The sequence below is a fragment of the Rhizobium lentis genome, assembly GCF_014200175.1.
Lineage (GTDB): Bacteria > Pseudomonadota > Alphaproteobacteria > Rhizobiales > Rhizobiaceae > Rhizobium > Rhizobium mulingense.
This window is the reverse complement of record NZ_JACHBD010000013.1, coordinates 55,366-75,735: the sequence shown is the minus strand read 5'-3', so window position 1 is coordinate 75,735 and position 20,370 is coordinate 55,366. Positions and strand designations below refer to the sequence as shown.

At 56.6% G+C, this 20,370-nt stretch carries 12 protein-coding genes and 2 pseudogenes; 3 read left to right on the top strand and 11 right to left on the bottom strand.

Annotation, left to right across the window (positions count from 1 at the left end; all coding sequences use genetic code 11):
• Positions 1–213: 213 nt before the first annotated feature.
• The 3 genes from GGI60_RS26205 to GGI60_RS26195 form a co-directional block, all read right to left on the bottom strand.
• Positions 214–441 (bottom strand): hypothetical protein, encoded by a 228-nt coding sequence (locus tag GGI60_RS26205; protein WP_183919291.1) that lies wholly within the window; start codon positions 439–441, stop codon positions 214–216.
• 10 nt (positions 442–451) lie between these two features.
• Positions 452–4,057: a hypothetical protein gene (locus tag GGI60_RS26200; RefSeq protein WP_183919292.1), complete on the bottom strand. Its 3,606-nt coding sequence runs from the start codon at positions 4,055–4,057 to the stop codon at positions 452–454.
• A gap of 77 nt (positions 4,058–4,134) precedes the next feature.
• Positions 4,135–5,754 carry a trypsin-like serine peptidase gene (locus tag GGI60_RS26195; protein ID WP_183919293.1) on the bottom strand — a complete coding sequence of 540 codons (1,620 nt, stop codon included), beginning with the start codon at positions 5,752–5,754 and terminating at the stop codon, positions 4,135–4,137.
• Positions 5,755–5,873: 119 nt separating this feature from the next.
• Here GGI60_RS26195 and GGI60_RS26190 point away from each other — a divergent pair, with 119 nt between their 5' ends.
• Entirely contained in the window at positions 5,874–6,779 is a 906-nt protein-coding gene (locus GGI60_RS26190) for a serine protease (RefSeq protein WP_183919294.1), read from the top strand.
• A gap of 237 nt (positions 6,780–7,016) precedes the next feature.
• Here the strand turns inward: GGI60_RS26190 and GGI60_RS26185 are convergent, their stop codons facing one another.
• The 5 genes and pseudogenes from GGI60_RS26185 to GGI60_RS26165 form a co-directional block, all read right to left on the bottom strand.
• Positions 7,017–7,433, bottom strand: coding sequence for a hypothetical protein (locus GGI60_RS26185; RefSeq protein ID WP_183919295.1), 417 nt, complete (start codon positions 7,431–7,433; stop codon positions 7,017–7,019).
• A gap of 394 nt (positions 7,434–7,827) precedes the next feature.
• A pseudogene (locus GGI60_RS26180) lies at positions 7,828–8,055 on the bottom strand (integrase core domain-containing protein); the annotation flags it as partial.
• A gap of 102 nt (positions 8,056–8,157) precedes the next feature.
• Positions 8,158–9,066 carry a DUF3616 domain-containing protein gene (locus GGI60_RS32535; protein ID WP_183919296.1) on the bottom strand — a complete coding sequence of 303 codons (909 nt, stop codon included), beginning with the start codon at positions 9,064–9,066 and terminating at the stop codon, positions 8,158–8,160.
• Positions 9,067–9,694: 628 nt separating this feature from the next.
• On the bottom strand, positions 9,695–12,043 hold the full coding sequence (locus GGI60_RS26170) for a hypothetical protein (protein WP_183919297.1): 2,349 nt from the start codon (positions 12,041–12,043) through the stop codon (positions 9,695–9,697).
• Positions 12,040–12,876, bottom strand: a complete 837-nt coding sequence (locus tag GGI60_RS26165; RefSeq protein WP_183919298.1) for a hypothetical protein — start codon at positions 12,874–12,876, stop codon at positions 12,040–12,042. Before GGI60_RS26165 ends, GGI60_RS26170 begins: the two co-directional genes overlap by 4 nt.
• Positions 12,877–13,355: 479 nt before the next feature.
• Here GGI60_RS26165 and GGI60_RS26160 point away from each other — a divergent pair, with 479 nt between their 5' ends.
• Positions 13,356–14,576 carry an endonuclease/exonuclease/phosphatase family protein gene (locus GGI60_RS26160; protein ID WP_183919299.1) on the top strand — a complete coding sequence of 407 codons (1,221 nt, stop codon included), beginning with the start codon at positions 13,356–13,358 and terminating at the stop codon, positions 14,574–14,576.
• A 180-nt stretch (positions 14,577–14,756) separates the two neighbouring features.
• Entirely contained in the window at positions 14,757–16,373 is a 1,617-nt protein-coding gene (locus tag GGI60_RS26155) for an amidohydrolase family protein (protein WP_246720486.1), read from the top strand.
• A gap of 601 nt (positions 16,374–16,974) precedes the next feature.
• Here GGI60_RS26155 and GGI60_RS26150 read toward each other — a convergent pair.
• The 3 genes and pseudogenes from GGI60_RS26150 to GGI60_RS26135 all read right to left on the bottom strand — a co-directional run bounded on the left by GGI60_RS26150 (position 16,975) and on the right by GGI60_RS26135 (position 20,283).
• On the bottom strand, positions 16,975–17,418 hold the full coding sequence (locus GGI60_RS26150; protein WP_183919301.1) for a hypothetical protein: 444 nt from the start codon (positions 17,416–17,418) through the stop codon (positions 16,975–16,977).
• Positions 17,419–17,489: 71 nt separating this feature from the next.
• Positions 17,490–18,167, bottom strand: a pseudogene (locus GGI60_RS26140) (lysozyme).
• Between the two features lie 40 nt (positions 18,168–18,207).
• Positions 18,208–20,283 carry a caspase family protein gene (locus GGI60_RS26135; protein ID WP_183919304.1) on the bottom strand — a complete coding sequence of 692 codons (2,076 nt, stop codon included), beginning with the start codon at positions 20,281–20,283 and terminating at the stop codon, positions 18,208–18,210.
• Positions 20,284–20,370: the final 87 nt, after the last annotated feature.

The following is a 20,370-nucleotide window of genomic DNA, read 5'->3' as shown; positions in this document are numbered from 1 at the left end:
AAAACGTGAACATCCCCGCAACAATGCCCGGGCATAGGGCTGGTGAAGAACGGTTCCCTTGGACGTCACGCTCGCTCAGCACAATGCGCCCATACCTTCTCAGTTCAACCTTCGTCGGCCAAATGGCCTTTCTCGCCGTGCGCAACCGCACCGTCGCATGTCATTCTGTCAATGTCATGAGGTCCAGATATGGTCGCTCCGTTCCTGTCGTCGTCAGAAGCATTTCTGCTTGATATCGTCGTATCTACCTCTCAGCAGGTACACCAGGAATTTCAAGTGCTCCCCGAGGTTGGTATTGTTTGGAAGGTCATCCAATGGCCCATCCTTAATACCAGAAATAACCTTCTCCCTTGTAATGGCGTTCTCCGGTTTAGCACCTTGTGGAACCAGCACGAATTCGAAACCGGCAAGATCTAATAGCGAAAAGCCAAACAGCGGCACGCTCAGACGCTCATCGCGTTGGTACCCCTATCCTGTAGGGCTCGCCTCTCAGCCGGCGTTCGGCATCGATCTGGGCGGCGAGAGACGTAAGAGCGGCCTGTCGGCTCGGCGACTCGAGGAGCTTTGCGATCTTGGCATTAGCCTGCCCTAGAATCTCGGTAGGCTGCCTCCGCAGCGCCTCTCCCGCGATCTCGGCAAGCCGCTGGGGTAATTTTCGCCGCGAGAGCACGTCCGGCGAGGCGGATAAAAGAGTGTCTCTTGCCCGGTCCGGTTCACCGTTAAGCATGTCGAATCGGCTGATGAGTTCAACGCGCATGGCTTCGAGCTCGGCGTTCTCGGCGTCGGCTCCAGGCGAAAGAGGCCCGGGCGGGTCCATATCCCGTTCGAGAACCTTTTTTGCGGTCGCCGACCAATCGGCGCTCATCGCTGTCTGTCCCGACAGGTCATTGCGCTGTTTGCTTTGCTGCATAAGGGCGATCATTAAAGCCCCCACGGACAACCGGTTCAATTCAGTGGGGAATGTTTCGAGGACATCATTCGCGACCGCCGCCGCCGCAGAAATATTTAGTTCGCGCCGCGCCGAACCGTCCTGAAAATAGCTCACGAGATCCGCGCCGTCGCCGCTCGCGAGAAACGGCACATCGAGGTCGCCCTGAGCCGTGAGAACGCCATCGATGGCATCGCCCTTCCGAAGGCAACTGCCCTGGGCTACATTCTTCACCCAGTCGCGATAGGTCCCTTGCTTGAATGTCTCAAATGACGAAACGACGGCGGCCGCAAGGGGAGAAGCCGGGCCCTTCAATGGTTCGCCGATCTGCGCCAAGCACCCGTTCGGCGCGCTGCTAGACTGGACCAGCTTGCCTTCCAACCAAAGGTGGACCTGCCGCGCCGGAATGTTTCCTCTGGGTGCGAACAGGAAGGTGTTCGACTGCGCGGTAATTGTCGTAGGCGCCGGGCTCGTCGGCAACCTGACGGAATCGACGTGCTTCTGGAGAAGGCTGTCTATCGCGCCGTCCCGGATAGGTGCGGCAAACTGCGCGTCGTAGATGCCGAAAAACCAGACATCCCGCATCGCTTCGGCGATGTCGGCCAAATCGACCAGCGTCGTTGGTTGCCAGACAACGTTTTGCTGCCGAAGGCCGCCCGCGAAACCCGCGAAAGAACCCCCTATCTGATCCTCGGTTTCCCCGGGTTCGGCCTGCGTCGTCACCAGGAAGCGCCGACCTCCGATTTCAATCCCCCTGCCGCTGTAGACGAAGACGATCAGATCAGCTGGCCTGTCCTTCGAGGCCTCTCGTAGTGTACTCAACCTCTGGAGGATGGCATCGGCGCTGGAGTCTTCAGGCAAAGCGATATGCTCGAACTCGATATTTTCGATCCTACCGAAAAATTCGGCGAAGGCCTCCTGATATGCCTCGATGTCGTCGGCCGTGTTGTTCAGGTCCGCGATTAGCGGAGAGCGGTAGTCGCCGATCGATAGTGTGACTAGGGTCACGTGGCGACCCAATTTGCTTCGCACGCCCATGAGCCGCTTCGCGATAAGTCCTGTGAGTTTGGAGACCTCCGCCCCGGTAGCGGCCGCACCGTATGCATCTGGCAGCTGCTGGAGTGCGGTGAATACTTGTTCGGCCTTATGGTACCCGTTGGCCGCTTCGCCGGATTCGGATCTGAGATCGTGCTTTGATGCTTCTTCGAGCTCATTTAGGGGATTCTGCTCGCCTATCAGAGTTTTTATCGCCGCGCCGCAATCGGTGTCGGACTTGGCGAGGCATCCCGACGCGGCTTGGAAGACCAGTTGTGAGGCCGCACCGAATTGGTTCGCGGCAATATCCATCAATAAAGTTCCGTGTGGCTTCCAGAGCGGGGTGCCCACCACGAAGTCGTTGCCGGTTGAGCCAAAAGTGTCGACAAAAGACGCCCTTGTCTTCTGGACCAGAGGATGGGTTGCCGGATCTTCGGCACCTTCCTCGAACGCCGTCGCTAAAGCCAAAGATGATGAACCGCGGGAGCCGCCGAACGTCATTCCGTTGAACTCTCTTGCGCCCACCAGCAAGGAAACCTGAGCCGGCTGATCCTCGAGAAGATGACCCCCGAACGGCGCGTCATGAATAAAGGTGAACGGCGCGCCCCATACTTGCTGAACAAGCTGGAGATCTCGGATACCAAAAGGGATGAGGTCGCATTCGGGGCTCCTCTCGAGACGATTACACGTTGCAATCGGACTCGTTTCCAAAGGTCTCAAATCTGATCGACCGACATAAATAACCAGCAATGGAGACGGCCCCGCGGATCGTCGGCGTAGGTCGTCGGCCTTCCGGACCCTTTGCAACACCTCGACCCAGGCGAGGTCCCTGGGGGCAGCCGCATCGAGCGTCTGAAACTCGAATTCGCGGACCAAATTCGCCAATATCCTTTTCCAGACCGCGACCTCTTGTCCCCTGTCGGGCGTGTCATCGACCAGCAGCAGCGCCTTCGATCCGGGATTTGACTTCAGGGAGTCCCTGAACTGCCGAAGGGTGTTGAACGTTTTCGCCGTCTCCGACAGAGCGCCGAGTTCCTTGAGCTCGGCGGCATCGAGGAGTTGTCCCTCTCCATCTGTCATGGACCCGCCGACATCGGTAACCGCCCCGCGAGTGGCGTCGACCTTGATCTTGCGAAGCTTCGATCGGGGACCAAGATCTGTATTTCGTGTTTCGACCCGAGCCAATTGGAGGGACGCTAGATCCTGCATAAGCGCGATGTGATCCAAGACGTCGGGAGGTAGAGGCGCAGCCATGGCGCGTAGATTTTCGGCGGCGGCGAAGAGAGCAGTGCCCAGTTCAAGACTGGCGCGACCTTCCAAGCCTCGTGTGACGCCCAGCTGGACATTGCCAGCGAAACCCGTGTTTTTGGGAAGCTCCTCCTTCAGACCTTTCTCGATGTATCCGAAAAGACTGTTGGCGGTGAGGACGCCGTCGGCGCCAGCGGCCCGTCCTTTCATGCCTTCGAGAAGGTAATGGGCAAACCGGCTGCTCTTGAGCGCTTCGTCCTCAAAGGCGTTTCGGTCTCGGGGCGTCGCAGGAACGATCGCCAGGCTCAGTCTGCCGAATTCGAGTTCACGATAGATCTGTTGAGATACCGATATCAGTTCATTGTCAACGTTCTGGCTGCGTAGCGCCGGATTTGCGAGCGACTCCGCGTTGCCAGCGCCGCATATGTTCACCAGGAATGTAATCTTCGTTCCGTAGACACCTGTGGTCGCCACCTGGTCTGTGAAATACTCAAGTATCTCCGAGAACGGAACAAAATTTAGCTGGTTGACCGGGTCATAATTGCTCGGGAGATACCAAAGTTTCTTTCCCGGCGATAGAGTGCCGTGGCCGCCGAGATAAACAACGATATTCAGATTGTTTCTATCCCTTTTTATCTGGCGCGAGAACAATATCAGTTCTCGCCGCAGGTCGTCATCCGTGAACTTCGATCCGGTCGTGTCATCCGCGACGAACAGTCGGCTATTGCTGTCCAGATTGGACACGATCGCAAGCTGGTCGTGGACTTTCTGCGCATCGTCCGACGCATAGACAAGCCTGTTGAGTTCGGCGTTGTCGTAGTTCTCGACGCCCACGATGAAGGACATCACGTCCGGTCTCTTGACCTCGGCGCCCCACGCTTGGGTCGCCCACAGAATGACCAGAAGGCGAACACACGTCCGGATCATTGGATCACCTTGATTGTGCCGTCAGCCAGCAGCGGGGCGACTACGGGATTCTGTTCGAGGTCCTTTATAATTGCATGCATAGGCAGGACACGCTCGTGGACCTTCCAATCCGCTTCGCGTCTCTGGCCGGTGTCGCCCATGCCCCGGTTCAATATGCCGACGACGCATTGGTCGCGCTCGTGATCGTAGACGGGTCCGCCCGAGTTGCCCCGGAATGTGTCGGCGATGACTCCCATCCGGGGCTGGCCGTTGTCGCGCACATCGAAAAGGTACCGCCATTTCAGCACGCCTGACGAATCCAGAACGTAGCTGTTGTCGAAGTCCGAGAGGATCTGGTCGTGGTCGGGTTCACCGACAAAATCGGCGTCGACGTCGAGCCTCAATGTATCGAAATCCGTCCCTTGAACCCGATAGGGCAATTCTACGCGCCCGTTGTCATGGATGGTTGCTGGCCGGCCTCTAGGGTAGCCGATAACGTAGAGTGGATCAGCCCGCTGCGGTGGCGTTTCGCGCAGACATTGTGGCGCCGGCCGAACGACCTTGCCAGGCACGATCGTTATTTCGGGGACTACGTCCTCGCCAGGTCGCGATTTGAAACGGATCAGCGCATAGTCGTAGAGATGTTGGCTAAACTTGCCGGCAAACACGTCCGGCCATTTTTCTTGAGCCGGCGCGATGGCCTCGGCGACGGGTCGCCTGACAGGACTTGGAGAACTCCCATCTGGCCGCTCCGCAAACCCGAACCAGACCTCCAGCGTTTCAGGTGGCCTGACCCGCGCGCCGCCGAAACAATGCCCCGCGGTCAGCACCAGATCGGCGGCGACCAGCACCCCACTGCAGAGGGGTGTGTTGGCCCCCGGTTCGCCGAGCGCCACGACGGACGCCGCGTCGGTGAAGATACGATCATAGCGCCACGGGGCATAATTGTCCGCGGCGCCATACAGGGTTTTGTATTCCGGATGGTCGCCGTCGGGCAGAGCTGCAACAATCTGCCCGCGCAGCGTGCGCCATTGCGTTGCGATGGCCTCGACGTCAGCCGTTCTGCTGGCGTCGAGAGCGGTACGGTAGGCGGCGACGAAGCTATCGATGTCCTTCAGGGTCGCGTTTCCAAGAGGCGTGTCACTATCGAGCGTTCGCGACTCGACGCTCATCGCTCCCGGTTGGGCGGCGCTCTGCAGGCGAGTGATGATGCTGCGGGCGCTTTCCGCGGCATCCTTCAAAGGGCCGGATGCATTCCTCGAATCCGGTGGCGCCGCGCCGCGCACATCCAACTGATAGGACAGGATTCTGATCGTCCGCTGTTCGGCGTCGATTTCCGCCATTGCCGCGACTTTGGGACCGACGGCGATCGAGCCGATCCGCGCTGAGTTCTCGACGGCGAGGATCGGCAGGGAGCGATCCTCCGGCGCAAAGACATAGCTCCCAGGCGCCCGCTCGACGAACTGCCCGAACACCGCTCCGCGTCCGAACGCATCGGCCAGCCGCGCGGCAGCCGCCCGCAGTTTTTCGTCGACTTGCTCGCTGACCGACTGGGCCCGCGTTACTCCGCCTAGCAAAAGAGCAAAGAGCAAGCTCATCGCTATAGTTGAATGCGTCAAGAAAAGCCGGGGAAGCATAATGTCCTCCTCTACTCTATGACCTATTGTTTATGATTCCGCATAAATTGCAATACTTTTCGCTTGCAAGTTGAGGCGGATTTCTGCAGGCTCCGGAAGGGGCATTTGTGGAGGCCAAGATGCGTATTCTTCTCTCATTGTGCGCAATCCTCTCGATTGTGGTTGCGGAGACAGCAGCCCAAGAAGTAAAAAAACTCAGACCGGTTGATCGCGTCGCCAATGGCGGCACGGCGACTACCACCACTGACAAGATCGTAGGCGGGGAGCCCGCTTCGGCCGGCGAATACCCATTCCAGGTGGCGCTAATCAGCGCGCTCGCGCCGGAGGGGCAGGAGCAGAGCGGCCAGTTCTGTGGCGCCTCACTGATCGGAAACGGCTGGGTTTTGACAGCGGCGCATTGCGTGCCGGACACGAAGCCGGAAGAAATAGACGTCTACGCGGGCTCAACCGTGCTACCGACCGGGAGCGGCGCGGCTGGCGGCCAACTGGGCATCCGTAGAAACGTGGAAAAGGTCATTTCCCATCAAAACTACAACCCGGACACCAGCGACAACGACATTGCCTTGCTCAAGCTGGGCGAACCCCTTCCGGACACGCTGAAGCCGGCGAGCGTCCCGGACTCGCCCGCCGCAATGCCCTCGACGGGAATGGATGTTGATGTGATCGGTTGGGGTCTGGTAACGGAGGGAGGCTCAACGACGCCAAACCTCATGAAGGTCAAAGTAGCGATCCAGGATAATGCGCTCTGCCAAACCAACTACGACGATTTCACGGATATGATGCCGGGTGCCGGGCGCGTAACGATCACTCAGAACATGTTCTGCGCCGGTCGGCCGGAGGGCGGGGCAGATTCCTGCCAGGGAGACAGCGGCGGCTTTATAGGCGTCAAGCCGGACGGTCAGGGCTGGGTGCAACTAGGCGTCGTCAGCTTCGGCATCGGTTGCGCGCGCCCAAGCCTGTTCGGCGTCTACACCCGCGTTGCCAATTACACGCAATGGATTGCCGAGGTGCAGCGGAACTTCTAACGAAGCCGCTCGCTTGCGGATTCAACAGCCGACCTGTGACTTGGGGAGGCCTGTTGCTTTCGCCAGGCTCTCCTTCCGCTAGGTCTGGCTATAACGCCGGTGTGTCACCGGCTACCTAGCAATCGTGCTCAGCCGGACATGAACCTAAAGCCGACGCCCGGGTTAGTGCGGATAACTCCAGTTCGGCCACGCGATGTTTGATTTTGCGCGGATCTGGCCGAAGCAGACCCATAGTTTTCAGCATCCTCGCCATGAGCGACGCGCCAGCCGAAGGTCACAATGTCCTATGGTGACGACGCGGCCGGCGCGCCGGGCGAACAGCACGACCAGATCATGTTCATTAGGCGTCAGTTTGGTGCCTTCTTCAACTTGCTGGACGAGCTGGTGCAGCATTGCGACGGTCAAGCCGTCCATCTCGTTCTTGGCCGGCTCTCGACGCGGATCCTGTGCCGCAGGGTGGTTCGAACGTGCGCCGTCAGCGCGCCGATGCCGAAGGTCTTTTCGATATAACATCCGGCCGAGATCGAGCGCGGCGATCTTGGCGTGGAAGGCACGCGACCGGTCCCAAACGGGAAACTGTAGATTTCGCTTCGCTGAAAGACGCCGGCCATATAGGTAGATGGGCTCCATCAGCAATGCGACGATGAAGGACAAAGGGCCGATCCCGGAGCCAGTTGACGAGAGCCATCATATGCTCATGCTGCTCAGAACCACTTGAGTTTAAGAGGTTAGTGAGGGGATAGGGACCGAGACGAGCGCGACTGCGAGGCCGATGAGGTCGATGATGGCCGCGCCTCAGATGCGGCCGAGCGCGCAGTCGAAGGGGACGAAAACGCACAAGGTCTCGCCGGCCAGCGTAACAGTACGGCTGAGAAGCACCCCGAAACCAGCCATCGCGGCTACCGAAGCCATTGTGCCTTGGTGCGACGAAGCGAGGGGAACCCTACTCCTCCCGACGCAGGCCGAGCGCGGTCACCCACTCGTCGACCAGGAGCTTGACGAAGCGTCGTAGCAATCCGGCTGGGATTGCTGTGCTCGAAGCTTTGATCTAGCTGTGGAGCCTCAAGAGGTTGTCCCGGTCTAGACCGAAGCGACTGATTGGTGATTTTGATTTCAGACTGCAGTGACGGCGGTGCCTATTGTACATGTGGGTCCAGTTGAGCAGATGCGCCTTGCGATGTTCTGAGGAAGGATAGGCCTGCGCATAGACCCATTAGCGCAGAGCGGTCTGAATGACGCGGTCGGCCTTGCCGTTTGTTTTCGGCGTGTAGCCCTTGTCCGGCACGCAGAAAACGTCACATGGAGCAATTTCGAGAACTAACACGAACTTTTTCGACATCTTTTTTTTGGAAGTAACCAAAGCAAAATTGTGATTCTATCAATCGTTTATTTCGAAATCGCGGCTTCTGAATGCTCTTTTCGAGACTGGCGACACTTCGTCATCACAATCCTCCCCCCCGTCGTCGCTTAGAACCTGCATGATATTTTTTCCAGGCACCCGCATTATCGCTTCCGGCCTCAGAGGTGCAAAATTGTCCTCCTTGACTTCCACAGCCGGCTTGGCTCCCCCTGGCCACCTGTAAAGCGAAAAATCACCTTCGTCTGACTCGGGACCGGCGACGATGAGGTACCCGTTTTCCGTCTGTTCCATGCCGCGCACCCCTTTGCCGGCTAGCGCCAGAGTGAATGGCGTTCCCAAGTTCGGTTTCTTGTCGGGATCCTCAATCACTTCGGATGGGTTTTTAAAAGGAATAATGAGGGCATTGCCACCGAGAGTGTCTCGAAGGCCAATGAACAATCCACCGTCGGGGGCAGCGGCCATGCCCTCAATGTTGAGATCCGACTGCTGGATTCCGGCGACGCCGAGTATTTCATCACGAAGTAAGAGGAATGAACCGCCCCATTCCAGGGTCGTGGAGCCATTTCTCGTCACAATTTTCGTTGCAAAGAAGATTTTTCGCTTTTTCTTATCTTCGCCGTTGCTGTTTAACGAATGTGAACTGATCCAATAAACTGTGTCGCCGGCCTTCGCGGCAGCTTCGATGTCGGATTTGTCGAAGCCGCTCGCGCCTTGAAAATCCAACGCTATGCCGATTGAGGTATCGTCACGGACATAGAGGCGTAAAACGTTCGTTTCATCACTCGCGACGACAAAATGATTGTCGTCGATGTAGACGCCTGCCGAGGCCTCACACAGACCTTTGTAGCTGGTCGGTGCGTTTTGCGCCGCCAACGAAGTGGTCCCCAATACGACGATGCCCAAAGATAACCAACTTTTGGATGTCACGTCAGTTCCCCTTCCCTAAGCTTGACGTTGCCGATCACGTGGGAGCCCCCGCGAAATTAGACTGGCTTCTGCTCCACTGCGTGAATCGTTCTTTAGATCCCCGTTATCGCAGCACAATATTTAGGGCTGGCGGCAGTCCAGCATTTTGGCTCGTGAATCAATTCAATGGCATCATTCGCGTCAGCCTGTTTGCGGCAATTGAGCCCTCTCCATTCAATTCAGGCGCAAGATCGTAGTGGCAGGCCCTGGGTTACTTGTTGTCCTTAGCGCAATGTGCATTGTCGTTCGGTTCCTAGCGCACAAACTGCCCTTTGATCTGTACACCAGCCACCATCGGCGTTGCACGCGTATGGGTTTTGCGTTCGGTCGGAGCCACGGCCGCGCATATTGCCTGCGCGATTCCAGCGGCTGCGCTGAGTTCGGGCCGACCCGTCGCCAAAAGCGCAATTACAGTCTCCGCGGCGGGGACAAATCCACATAGAACCTGCGATTGAGAGATCGCTTGAGTCGAAATAGTGGCCTGCTCACCTGATGGAGCTGTTGCACTGCAAGCAGACACAAGCAATGAAATCGCCGAAGCAGTTGCGCAGCATGTTGCCTTGTACATCAGCTTCCTCGCTGTTAGGATTTAGTTATCGGCTAGGATTCGCTCAGCCTGTTCAATGCCGTCGTCGAATGTGGTGCGCGTGACTTCACTCACGTTCCGCCCGGCCTCATGATGGAACATCGTCTTAGCTAATCGCCAGCGCGTATCAGCATCGACAAGCGGTAGCGGTTCATCGAGGCCAACGCGGTGGCCGAAATAATGGATCGAGTGCGTCTGATATGCGCCGGCATATTCGACCACTGCCGGTGCCGAATCATCATCTATGCCGGCATATAGCTTGGCGATCTTGCGAAAGGTCGGTTTGTCGGTGATTTGGAAACCAGCTCGCTTTCGAACCCAGTACCACCAGATGCCGGCGCCCGAGATTCTGTTGTCAAAGCCGGGAATAACAAACCCCTTGCTGTCGCGGAAGTCGCTCTTCAATGTGAACCCGGGCCAGTCGACGATGTAGCCGAAGTCCTTAGCTCGATAGTCCTCAGGTTCTGCCTTCGGCGTTAGTGCGGCGAAGTTATTTGAGCAGACAGACTTCGGCCTACAATCGAGCGACAAATTAAGGCTGCCATCTCCAGGTCCAGACCCCGATCCGGACTGATCGTCCGCAGGGCAAGAGGGCCCAGCTAGCGGCTTTGACAGCGCTTCAGCCAGTGTTCGCCCGGCAAAAACAATCCGCAGACAGGATTCGACTGGAGGAAGAGGATGGCAAACTCCGGTTTGGAGGGCAAACTGCGGTTCTCGCCCACGTATCTTGACGCCTCGACGGTCGGCATCTACGGGACCAGTGACAGCATAAAAAGTGTCCCCGCATCGGTCGTCGACGTGGATGGCTTCGCCTAGGTATTGGCCTCCCGAAATCCGGCCTCGATAAAGGACAGGCTGGCGCATGGCTGCGGCGACGAGCTCGCTCCGTGGCCGAACATAAACGAGCCTTCGGTCGCCAGAACTCGAAGCTTGCAAGCCTAGTATCGAACAATTGTGGAACCAGAAGCTGTCGAAAGTGGTGCTGGAGCCGGGAGTAATTGAGGCCAGGTCGACGCCCGAGCATTCCGGTGTTGGGCTCGTCGACTCAGTTGTTCCAACCTCCGGGGTATCGCTAGCTTGGCCGCCACCCACGAACTCCTTGATATAGGAGAACTCCAGTCGGTCCTGCACAAATCCAAACGTGCAATCAGGCGTGCCGTCCGGTCGAGTGCCACCGGAAAAGACCTTCCTGGTACCTGAAACGGCCACGAATTGGAATGATGGAGAGATGGGGCCGGAAACATCATAGAGTTGGTCGCCACAGCGGCTGCTGTAGTGCCGCGCCCTGCCCTGATAGGTTATATTGTCGGACGAGCCATCGAAGAGGATAGGATTGTCTCGAACATAGGCGGCGAGATCGCGACGCGGTTTGTAGTAAACGAAGCGCCTATTTTGGCCTTGTTTTGCCAACCCAACAATGGATCCGTTGTGACACCAGAGCGACGAGAAAGAGTTGGTGAGTTCGGTACCGATAGATGGCTCACCCTCGGCTGCGCAGGAGGACGGAACCGAATCGACGTTCGCAATGCCGCTGGATCCGGACCTAATCTCGAACCGGGGATCGTATGCGAGCAAGCCATTGGCGTCGACAGTCACCGGGTTGCCGAGGGCCTTCTGATACGCCACAATCAAGGATGGCAGGGGATCGACATGCTTGTAGCCCTGACCACCTGGCAGAGGTACCTTCGCCTCGATGTGCAGATGGATGGATGTCCCGCCTTCCGCCACATTTGAAATTTTCCCAAGCTTCGCACCGACAGCCTTCCGTCCGTCAGAAGCGATATCGCGCATGTGAAGGAAGTTCCAGATCACCTTGCTATCCCCGGTCAGGCTGACTGTATTTGCGCGCCCGCCCATGAAGACTGACGTCCCAGCCTCCACGGCAACGGCTTCAAAGCGTTGGTCCTGTGGCCGAGGTGGGCGACAATCCTGACCTTGATGGATGTATTTCGTCGGGCAGACGGAAGGCCTTTCCTTATAACCCCGGATCTCGCAGATGTTCGTCGTCCACGGAAACTGGTAATTTCGCTGGTCATTGCTGTTTGTACCGGACGGTGGCCGATTGTCTCCCCAACCATTGCCGCCGTATCCGAAGATCTGCGAGTTACAGTACATGTGCTCTCCGGCTGCCGGGTTGATGGCCATTGGCAGACGAATGTTCGGATTGACCACAAATCGTGGATTGGCATTCGGCCCGGTACCGCCATCGGTCGGAACAAGATGACCGAGATTGTAGTACGAAAAAGTGACGGGGGAGCGCTCGAGATCGGTAATCTCGATCGAAAGTGCAGGCTGCGCTGAGAGGAGGGCGACCGCGGCCGCGAGTATTCGAATGCACACGATCGCTCTCATGACTCGCTACCCGTTCTGATAAGCACGACACGTTCGACGAGTTCATCGGCAATTTCCTCCGAGCACGGTACATTTTGCCGGTCATCACAAAGGTACGTCAGCAGACAGGGTCTGCCCGCAAGCGTGAACTGCCGCTCCATGCCAATGAAGCCTTCCTCCGCCTGGTCGTTACCGGCTTCCGGTTCTTGCGGCTTGCTAATGTCGGGATTGTCTCTTTCCAGCTTCCGAGCACGATAATCAGCCTCCAGCTGGGCCTCACGAGCCTTAAGATCTTCGTCTCCAATCGCCTGCGAAATCCGCGTATTGTAGACCCAATCACATCGCAGATTTGCATGGAGCTCCGGATAGTTGGTCGAGAACCATCCCTGACCGGGTGAGCCGAATTGCGTTCGATCCTCTATTGTAAGGAAGTCTCCTTCGACCTCGGTAGCCCTTTCCTCGAGTTTGAATACTCGGGCACCCGCAGCTTTGCCCCTTGCGATGGATGGCACATCAATGACAGCAAAGAACTCGTTCTCCTGGTTGGCCGGAAGCGTGGTGTCCAGATTCGTCAGGGTCAGAAGCGCAGCAGGGGCGCTGCGCTGAAGCGCTTTGGCAGCGTTTTGGACCACCGCTTGGCCAAGATTGCCCGTTTTGCGGGTCGCCGGGCCACCCTTGGCAAACGACATGAAATCGGCGTTTTTCTTAGCAGTGTCGAGCTCGATTGCCTCCGGGGCGGCCCTATCAAGCGGAATAACTGATAGGGTTTCGGGCTCCTGTGCGTATACTTCCGATAAATTTACAGCTACAGGCAACACTATCGCAGCAATGTAGCATATTGTGTTTGTGCTCATAGGGATTCATCCTGCCTGTACAGATTTTCAGTTGATCACACCTACATAGTTGTTCTTCATCAGAAGCTTAGTTTCTATAAAAATTTCAGTTATTTAAGAAACTTTTGTTCATTTCCTCTTTCACCGAGGATTTCGTAACGATACATCGTATCGGAGATAGGGGCTAGTTGTATACTTACTCTGTTACAATTTGTGATTCGCATTAGATACTGCGTTCAGGCGCTGCTACTCTCCCTTGGAGTTGCTGGCTGCGTTAACTTCTCGAAATGGCAAGGCCGACGTCAACGACGTTGTCAGGCTGGAATGCTGTCGGTGGAGCAGATAAGCTGAGTCGGGCTATCCCTGAGGGGAGGCCATTCGCTATTGTGCAAGCACCGCAAGTTTGAAAATCACGTCCGTGCATTGACGGAGCTCTTGCAGAGATTAGGAAATTGTAATTCACTCCTCGCGATCAACTATGGGGCGAGGTGGAAACGTCGATGATCAGGTATCTAGCAGCATGCCTTTTTGTTCTGTTCGGATCCACGGCGGCGCTGGCGAGCCAGGTCAGCATTGCGAGATGGAACCTCGGCTGGCACATGGACCTGCTGACGGCCGAGCATTGGATCAACGAATGTTCGAAGAACTATGTCGAAGATACTGCCACTGGCAAGTTCAAACCATCGCAGGAGGCGGGCTTCAAACCGGGCTGGGACATCGACGCCTTCAAGATCGACGGCTGGGACGTCAGCCGCTTGCCGGTCTGCAATGTCTACTTTGCCGGGGGGAGTGTCCGCGTCAATCTGGAGGCCTACCGCAAGCGGCAGGAGCAGATCGCGAATTTCATCTCGCGCTCCATTCCTGCCGACATCATCGCGTTCCAGGAGGTCAGCGGCGAGCAGGCAATCGGGGAGGTCCTTCCGAATGGCGGTGCCGACTATGATTTCTGCCCCGTGACGGGCTACAAGGTGCAGCGCCTGGTCATCGCCTGGAACAAGACGCTCGGTGAAAAGGTGTCCTGCGCCATCGAGGACGCGCTCAGCCTCCCTTCCAATCCCGACGACAAGCGGCCGCGTCCAGGTCTTGCGCTCACGCTCAAGATCGATGGCAAACTGCTGCGCATCATGGATGTGCACCTCAAGTCGAGCTGCGTGTCGCCCTTCGACGGCGGAAATCTTGAAGGATTGGGCAAGGACTGCACCATCCTGCAGCAACAGATCGATCCGCTCGAAAGCTGGATCGAAGGCGCGCCGGCCGACGGAGCCAAGATCGTTCTCCTCGGTGATTTCAACAATGAACTGCGGGATCCGCGCCCGGCCAGGACCGATGCCAGCGGAACCTCGTCGCCGCGACCGGCGGGCGTGCTTTCCCGGTCTCTCATAGAAGAAGTCGCCGATGGGCAGCCGGCGGCCGCCAATCTCAAGGTTCTCGACGAGCACTGCCAGATCGGCGATGCCGGGCAGGCACTTTGCACCCAGGCTGAAATCCGCGACCTGACCACGCCGGAGACGCAGCTGCTCGCATCGGAAAATTATCTCGGATGCCGTAATCCGGTAGGCCTTGATCATATCCTCGTCGGTCCCGGTATCAACAGCGATGGCCCCGCGGAGCATCTGAGCATTGGAAATCTAGGTGCCAACAAAGCAGGCACACCGAACGGCAAAGACCAGATGCTGGGGATTTCGGATCACTGCCCAATGATCGCCCGGCTGAATTTTTGACTCCTCGCCTGTTACCATCAGAACAGTTGACGGGGATTTTGTGTCTACATTGCATCAAGATCGGGTTGGGGGATTATTATGTTGCGGCGAACTTTCCTAACGCAGGCATCCTTGTCTGCTCTCGCATTGACTGCGGGCTGCGGACCGTCAAGCCCTTCGGTCCCGGGAGACGGCGTCCCGTTGATCGATGCTCATTGCCACGTTTTCAATGCGTCAGATCTGCCGACTACCCGTTTCCTGCGGCAAGTCGTTTTCGAAGATTTTCCAAAGCAGTCCGCCGCCCGCATTCTCGCAGTGCGCGATCCCGACGTAACCGACGAATTCATCGCGCTTCTTCTAAAGCTTCTCGGCACGAGTAGCGCACCAACGGCGGATGAAGAGATCGCGTTTCTCGATACCGGGAGAAACGGAAAGGACGCATCTCTCACGATCGAGAAGGCACGCGCAGCGGCGGTCGAAGAGACAAGCCAGCATCTCTTGGAACTCGATCGGAAGAGACGACGGATCGTCACAATGGCGGCCCCGGGCGATCTGGCGACACGATCCTCTACCGCCGAGGAAAAGTTCCTCAACTACATGCTCGGTGACCCGATCAAGACTCTGCGTTTGAACGAAGCGCTCACGATCGGAGAAGCCCGCAGCGCCAGTCAGCGCGCCTTCCTCAGGCAAGATCCCGTCGGTCGGTATCTCAACTGGTTCAGTCTCTTTCGCCTTTACCGGCACGTCCTTGTCGATCGCCTGGCGGCCGACAGCAAGGCCCAAGGCTTCGATCCGGTTCTGTTAACGCCGGCACTCGTCGACTATGATGAGTGGCTCTATGAAGATGTGGATTCCTCGCCATTACCACGCCAAATGGTGGTGATGGATCGGATTTCGCAGCGCATGGCAAATGCGAAATCCGGTCCCGTCGTCCACGGCTACATGGGCTTTGATCCACTCCGGGAAGTGGCTTTCCGGAAAGGGAAAAGTCGCGTCAGCTCCCTTGCGACGGCCCGTTCAGCTTTAATGGAACATGGCTTCATCGGCATCAAGCTCTATCCGCCGATGGGCTTTCGTCCCGCGGGCAACCAGCCGCCATATCCGGACCGAACAGTGAAGACCCTGGGGTTTGATCCGAGCGAGCAACTCGATGCTGCACTTCGGGACCTCTACGCGCTCTGTGTCGATCTTGATGCCCCAATATTAGCTCACGGCTATTCATCAAACGGCTCCGGTCCAGATTACGCGAAGCGGGGCGACCCGGCCTACTGGATCCCCGTGTTCAAGGAATTCCCCAAGCTTCGGGTCTGTATCGCGCACTTTGGTCGTTTCAGCGCTCGGTCGGCTGGGCGGGAAGAAATGCCTTTGCCAGACGGCAGTTGGGAATGGAGGCTGGGTGAATTCATCAAGGAAAACTCTGACCGGAACGTGGTCGCCGACATCAGCTATTTTTCCGAGGTACTTTCGGCCACACCGAGAGAACGGGGCTTCCTCGCGAAATCCTTCAACAAGTGGCTGGAGTTGTTCGACCGTGGTTGCGATCACATCGTCTATGGAAGCGACTGGATCATGCTCGGGAAGGAAGCAGGCTATAACCACTATATCAAAAGCGTGAACGCCTTCCTGCGCAGCGACTGTGGTCTTTCGGACGATATTTGCGACAAGATCTTCCGTCGCAACGCGCTTCGGTTCCTTCCGCTAGAAAGGGGAAGCTTGGGGCGGGAGCGGCTTCTGACCTACTATCGAACAAATAGATTGGATGAGAGTCGCCTTCCCTCCGCGAGCTCGCGCCTAGTCGCCAGTCTCTTTGGTCGGTGAACGACCCAATATTGAGAAAAGGAGGAAACGCGCACGGTAATCGCCTTTCCTCTCCAGGTGCTGTCCAACGGCCGGTTTCCGGTCGTACGCCTTGAAAGGATCCGAACCGGTGACAAGTCGCCTAAGCTTGGCTAACGCCTTCAAATATTGGAGAATGTGGTTTGGAAAGCTGCAATCCCGCAGTCATAGAAGGTATATTTGGATCTGAACCGATTCTGTCCGCCAAACCAAGCATGGAACCCGGCGCCACGCGTCCTCCTTTTGGAAATTGGCCGCCTGCATTTTGATCAGTCGAAGCAGTGCGGCCGCGGCTAAACGGTCTAACACCAGCCCCTCATTTATCCGCGGATCGAGGAATCAAGCGATCTCAGTAGGCTTCTTGGACAGCGATTTCGGCACGATGGTGTTCACAGCCAAACTTGGCTAAAACGGCTGCTTTCTCACGTTTAAATGCCAAGCGACATATGATTAGCTATCCACACGTCCTCCATCGTATCAGGCAATGCGATCAGATCCGATATTGCGCTATGCGTATTGAGTGGATTAGTTCTCCTTTTTTCCTTGTTGCCGGCCACACACGTTCTCTCCCTTGATTACACCGCTAATTTGCAACCTGTGTATTCACCTTCCCAAAATCGAAGAGCGCCGGTGTTTGTGCGTGTCGTGTGACGTCCTCGATGAGGGTTGGATCGACGATGGGGTCTCTTGTGCTCTTCTTGCCGTCGATGATCTCCTGGTAGAGGCCGGGGACCCGCTGTTCGGCATAGGTGAGCCATTCCTTCATCGACACGCCGTCGCGGCCGTCCGCATCGGCAAGCGCCCTGGTGCCGGAGGGACGGGTCAGTGCCTCCTTCAGCGCGAAGGTCAGCAGTCCCTGCCCGTATTTGCCGCTCTCGAGCGCGACATCGGCAGCCTGCGTGGTCGCCAGGATCCGCATGCCCTTGTCATAGGCCAGCTGACCCAGCCCCCGGTCGCCCATCGGACCCGGCTTGAAGCCGGCCGGCACGCTTCCTGCCGAATGGCAGGCGTCGATGATCATCACCATCTCACCGGCATCCACCTCGCGCAGCCACGCCGTCAGTTGCTTGGTCGTTCGTCTTGTGGCCGATCTTAGATTCAGTTCACCTTCACATCGACATCCTCAAGCGAAAGGTCCTCGCCTTGCATCGGTGCGGCTTTTGGGACAGGCTTTCCATCAAAGAAGACAACGATTTCAGCTTCGCGTCGGTTCTTAAGTCCCTGGAACACTACGCCGCCGGCTTTTGTCCATCTGCGAAACTGGGCAGGCACTCGATCAAATTGCTTCGCGACCACGACCTTCAGCAACTAGGATTTTTTGAGATTTCCGCCACCCGCGTTGAAGGTGAAATCGACAAGTGCGGCGAACTGTCCATCGGTAAGGTCTTTCGGCGCGGCCAGTTGCACAGCGATCTGTGCCTTCATCATGTCCTGCACCAGCAACTCTTCTCCGCGCTGTTCAGAAATAGCATTTAAGAACTTGACTTCATTGCCAGTGCCGTCACAGAGAGACTTCTTCAGCAGATGGCCATACCCAACAGTGCAGAAGCCCGCAGCATCATTGTAGCGCCGCGGCACCCAACCTTCCCATTGCTTCGTAAGCTCTATGCCTTTTCGATAGACCTTTCTGAGGGCAACGCCCTGAGGAAGTACAGCTTTCGTGTCCTCCAGCAATATTCCTGGAGCACTCTTGTCCCCCAATTGTTCCACTGGCTCGTCGCTGCGCACCGCACCCGCCGACAAACAGGTAAGAACAACGGCAAGTCCAAACTTCATCATCGAGATGCTCATCTCACTTCCTTCCCACAGTTTTCCATTAGCGCACATCAATATCGAGCCGCACAGTCGCCCATGAGTCCAGGTCAAGCTCGGTAGCCGGCTCCGAGTCCTTGATAGAACTGGTCAGACCATACAGAAGCGACCCGAGCGGGCCCGGAACTTTAGCCTTTACTCCCGGGTTCTCAAGCGAGCGAACATTTATAGGACTGGTTGTAACGAGAAGCACATAGGATTCAACTCCCAAGGGTCGCCCTATTTTGCGTGCAGGCTTCGTGTAGATCTCCCCGCCGGCTAAGATTTTTTCGCCAGAAAGCGCGTCTCCAAGTATAAATACTGAACCACTTGTACCAAGTCCGATTATCGAGAAATACAAAGTCTGGTCGCTCTCGTTTCTGACAAAAAAACGAAAATACTCTCCAACCTTGAATACCGGCACTGTGCTATCTTCAACGACAACGTCCTTGACCGGTGTCTTCAGGCCATTTAGGGACTTCACTTCAACTCTGGCGATCCGAAACTTCACGCCTCCGTTTAGAGGTGAGCTTCCATTGTACAGATTCTTGAGATTTTGCTGCCGTGCGAATTTCTCCAGAACAGCCACCACTGCGTCAGCGCTTTTTCCATCGTCGACTGCGAAAAAGCCGTAGAGAGCACCCACCTGATCGCGTGGGCTCAGGTAATAGGCCCTTTGACAGGTACCAGAGAGACTCTGTGTGCGCTCAACTGGAATAATCTGGCCGGCTTGAACGCAGGAGATTTCTACGGACACAACAGCAGAAGCACTGTTCCTTTCAAGGCGCAGGAGCGGATTGTTGCGCAGCCGTTCCTCTAGCAAAGTTCCTATCGGGTTCACTCCGCCAATCTGCAATTCAGCAGGCGGCGAAGCGACCGCCACCGGAATCCGCACGTTACTTGCGTAAGGCGAAACAACCTTGGCTTTCGACGAAGTCGTGACTGTTGATCGTGGTGTACCAACGACGCGAGCAGTGGACGACTTGATTGCCACATCCTCTACTTGAGCTTCGGCGATTTTGCCCTTTTCACCTGACAACTGTTTTGTTGCCTGATCATAAATCGCCAGCAGTGCCCCAGATTGGATACCGTGCGCACTACCTATTTCAACTGTAATCAGGTCACCGTTGATGGCCGAAACGGGAGAAAACGGATCTTCGCGAGTTCCAATCCCTCCAAAAACCTGTCTATCGACATCACCCTCGGCCTGCGGATGCTGAGAAGGTGCATACAATTGCACCCCACGTTCCGCGAGCTTCACGGCCTGGAGATAGGACAACGTGGGGTCTCGTTGCAAAACACGGACCAAGGAGTAGGTCAGAAAACCATGCCACTCCTGCTTGCCATCTTCGATCTCAACAGGACCTTCGTTGGAAACTTCATCAGCGAGCGAACCCGTGATTATCGAATATGCTCGATCCGCGTCATTAATGCTCGTGGCGTCTCTCAGGGCACCCTTCGGACGAGCATCGTTTGCACTGCGAATTATCGGCGCCCGACGACTCAGGATTGAGGAAGGCGGCTGTTTGGAGATTGTTCCGGAATGACAACTGTCGATAACGAGCGCAATATTATTGGTCTCCTGTTTTAGCGCTGCTAGCCAAGCTTCGATCTCATCGTCAGTGATGTCTTTCCCGCCGGCTGCACGGCTGTCGTGGGCTAACAAGGTTTCGTCGAACCCGTCTCCCTCATCCCCGTTCAAATCGACAATAAGCGAGCCATGTCCACTGAAGTAGAGTATGAAGGTGGCCTTCCGATTGAGCTTGGCGTTTCGCGTGAGGTGATCAGAAAATGCCTGCGCGATCGCCGCATGGGTTGCGGATTTATCCAACAGAACTTTGATGTGTTTACCGTCGTCAGGGACTTGATAAAAACTGATCAGAAGAGACTTGAACAGGGCGACGTCGTTCACAGCACCTTTCAGATCTGCCGCGCCGTACGGGGATCCCGGAGGCGCCTCCGCATAATCGTTAACTCCAACCAGAAGTGCGTATATCTCACCCTCTCCATCCTTCGCGGAAGCGGCGGACGAGAATAGGGCGAGAAGCATGTAGGCTATGAATGTGAAGCTCGAAAAGCACCAACTACGGCGTGAAATCATTTCTGACTCCGTCTGAGCGAAGATGGTTAACGCATGTCTTAGCCTAGCATACTCGACAACTTTAGCTAGAGCCTGGACGAACTATTA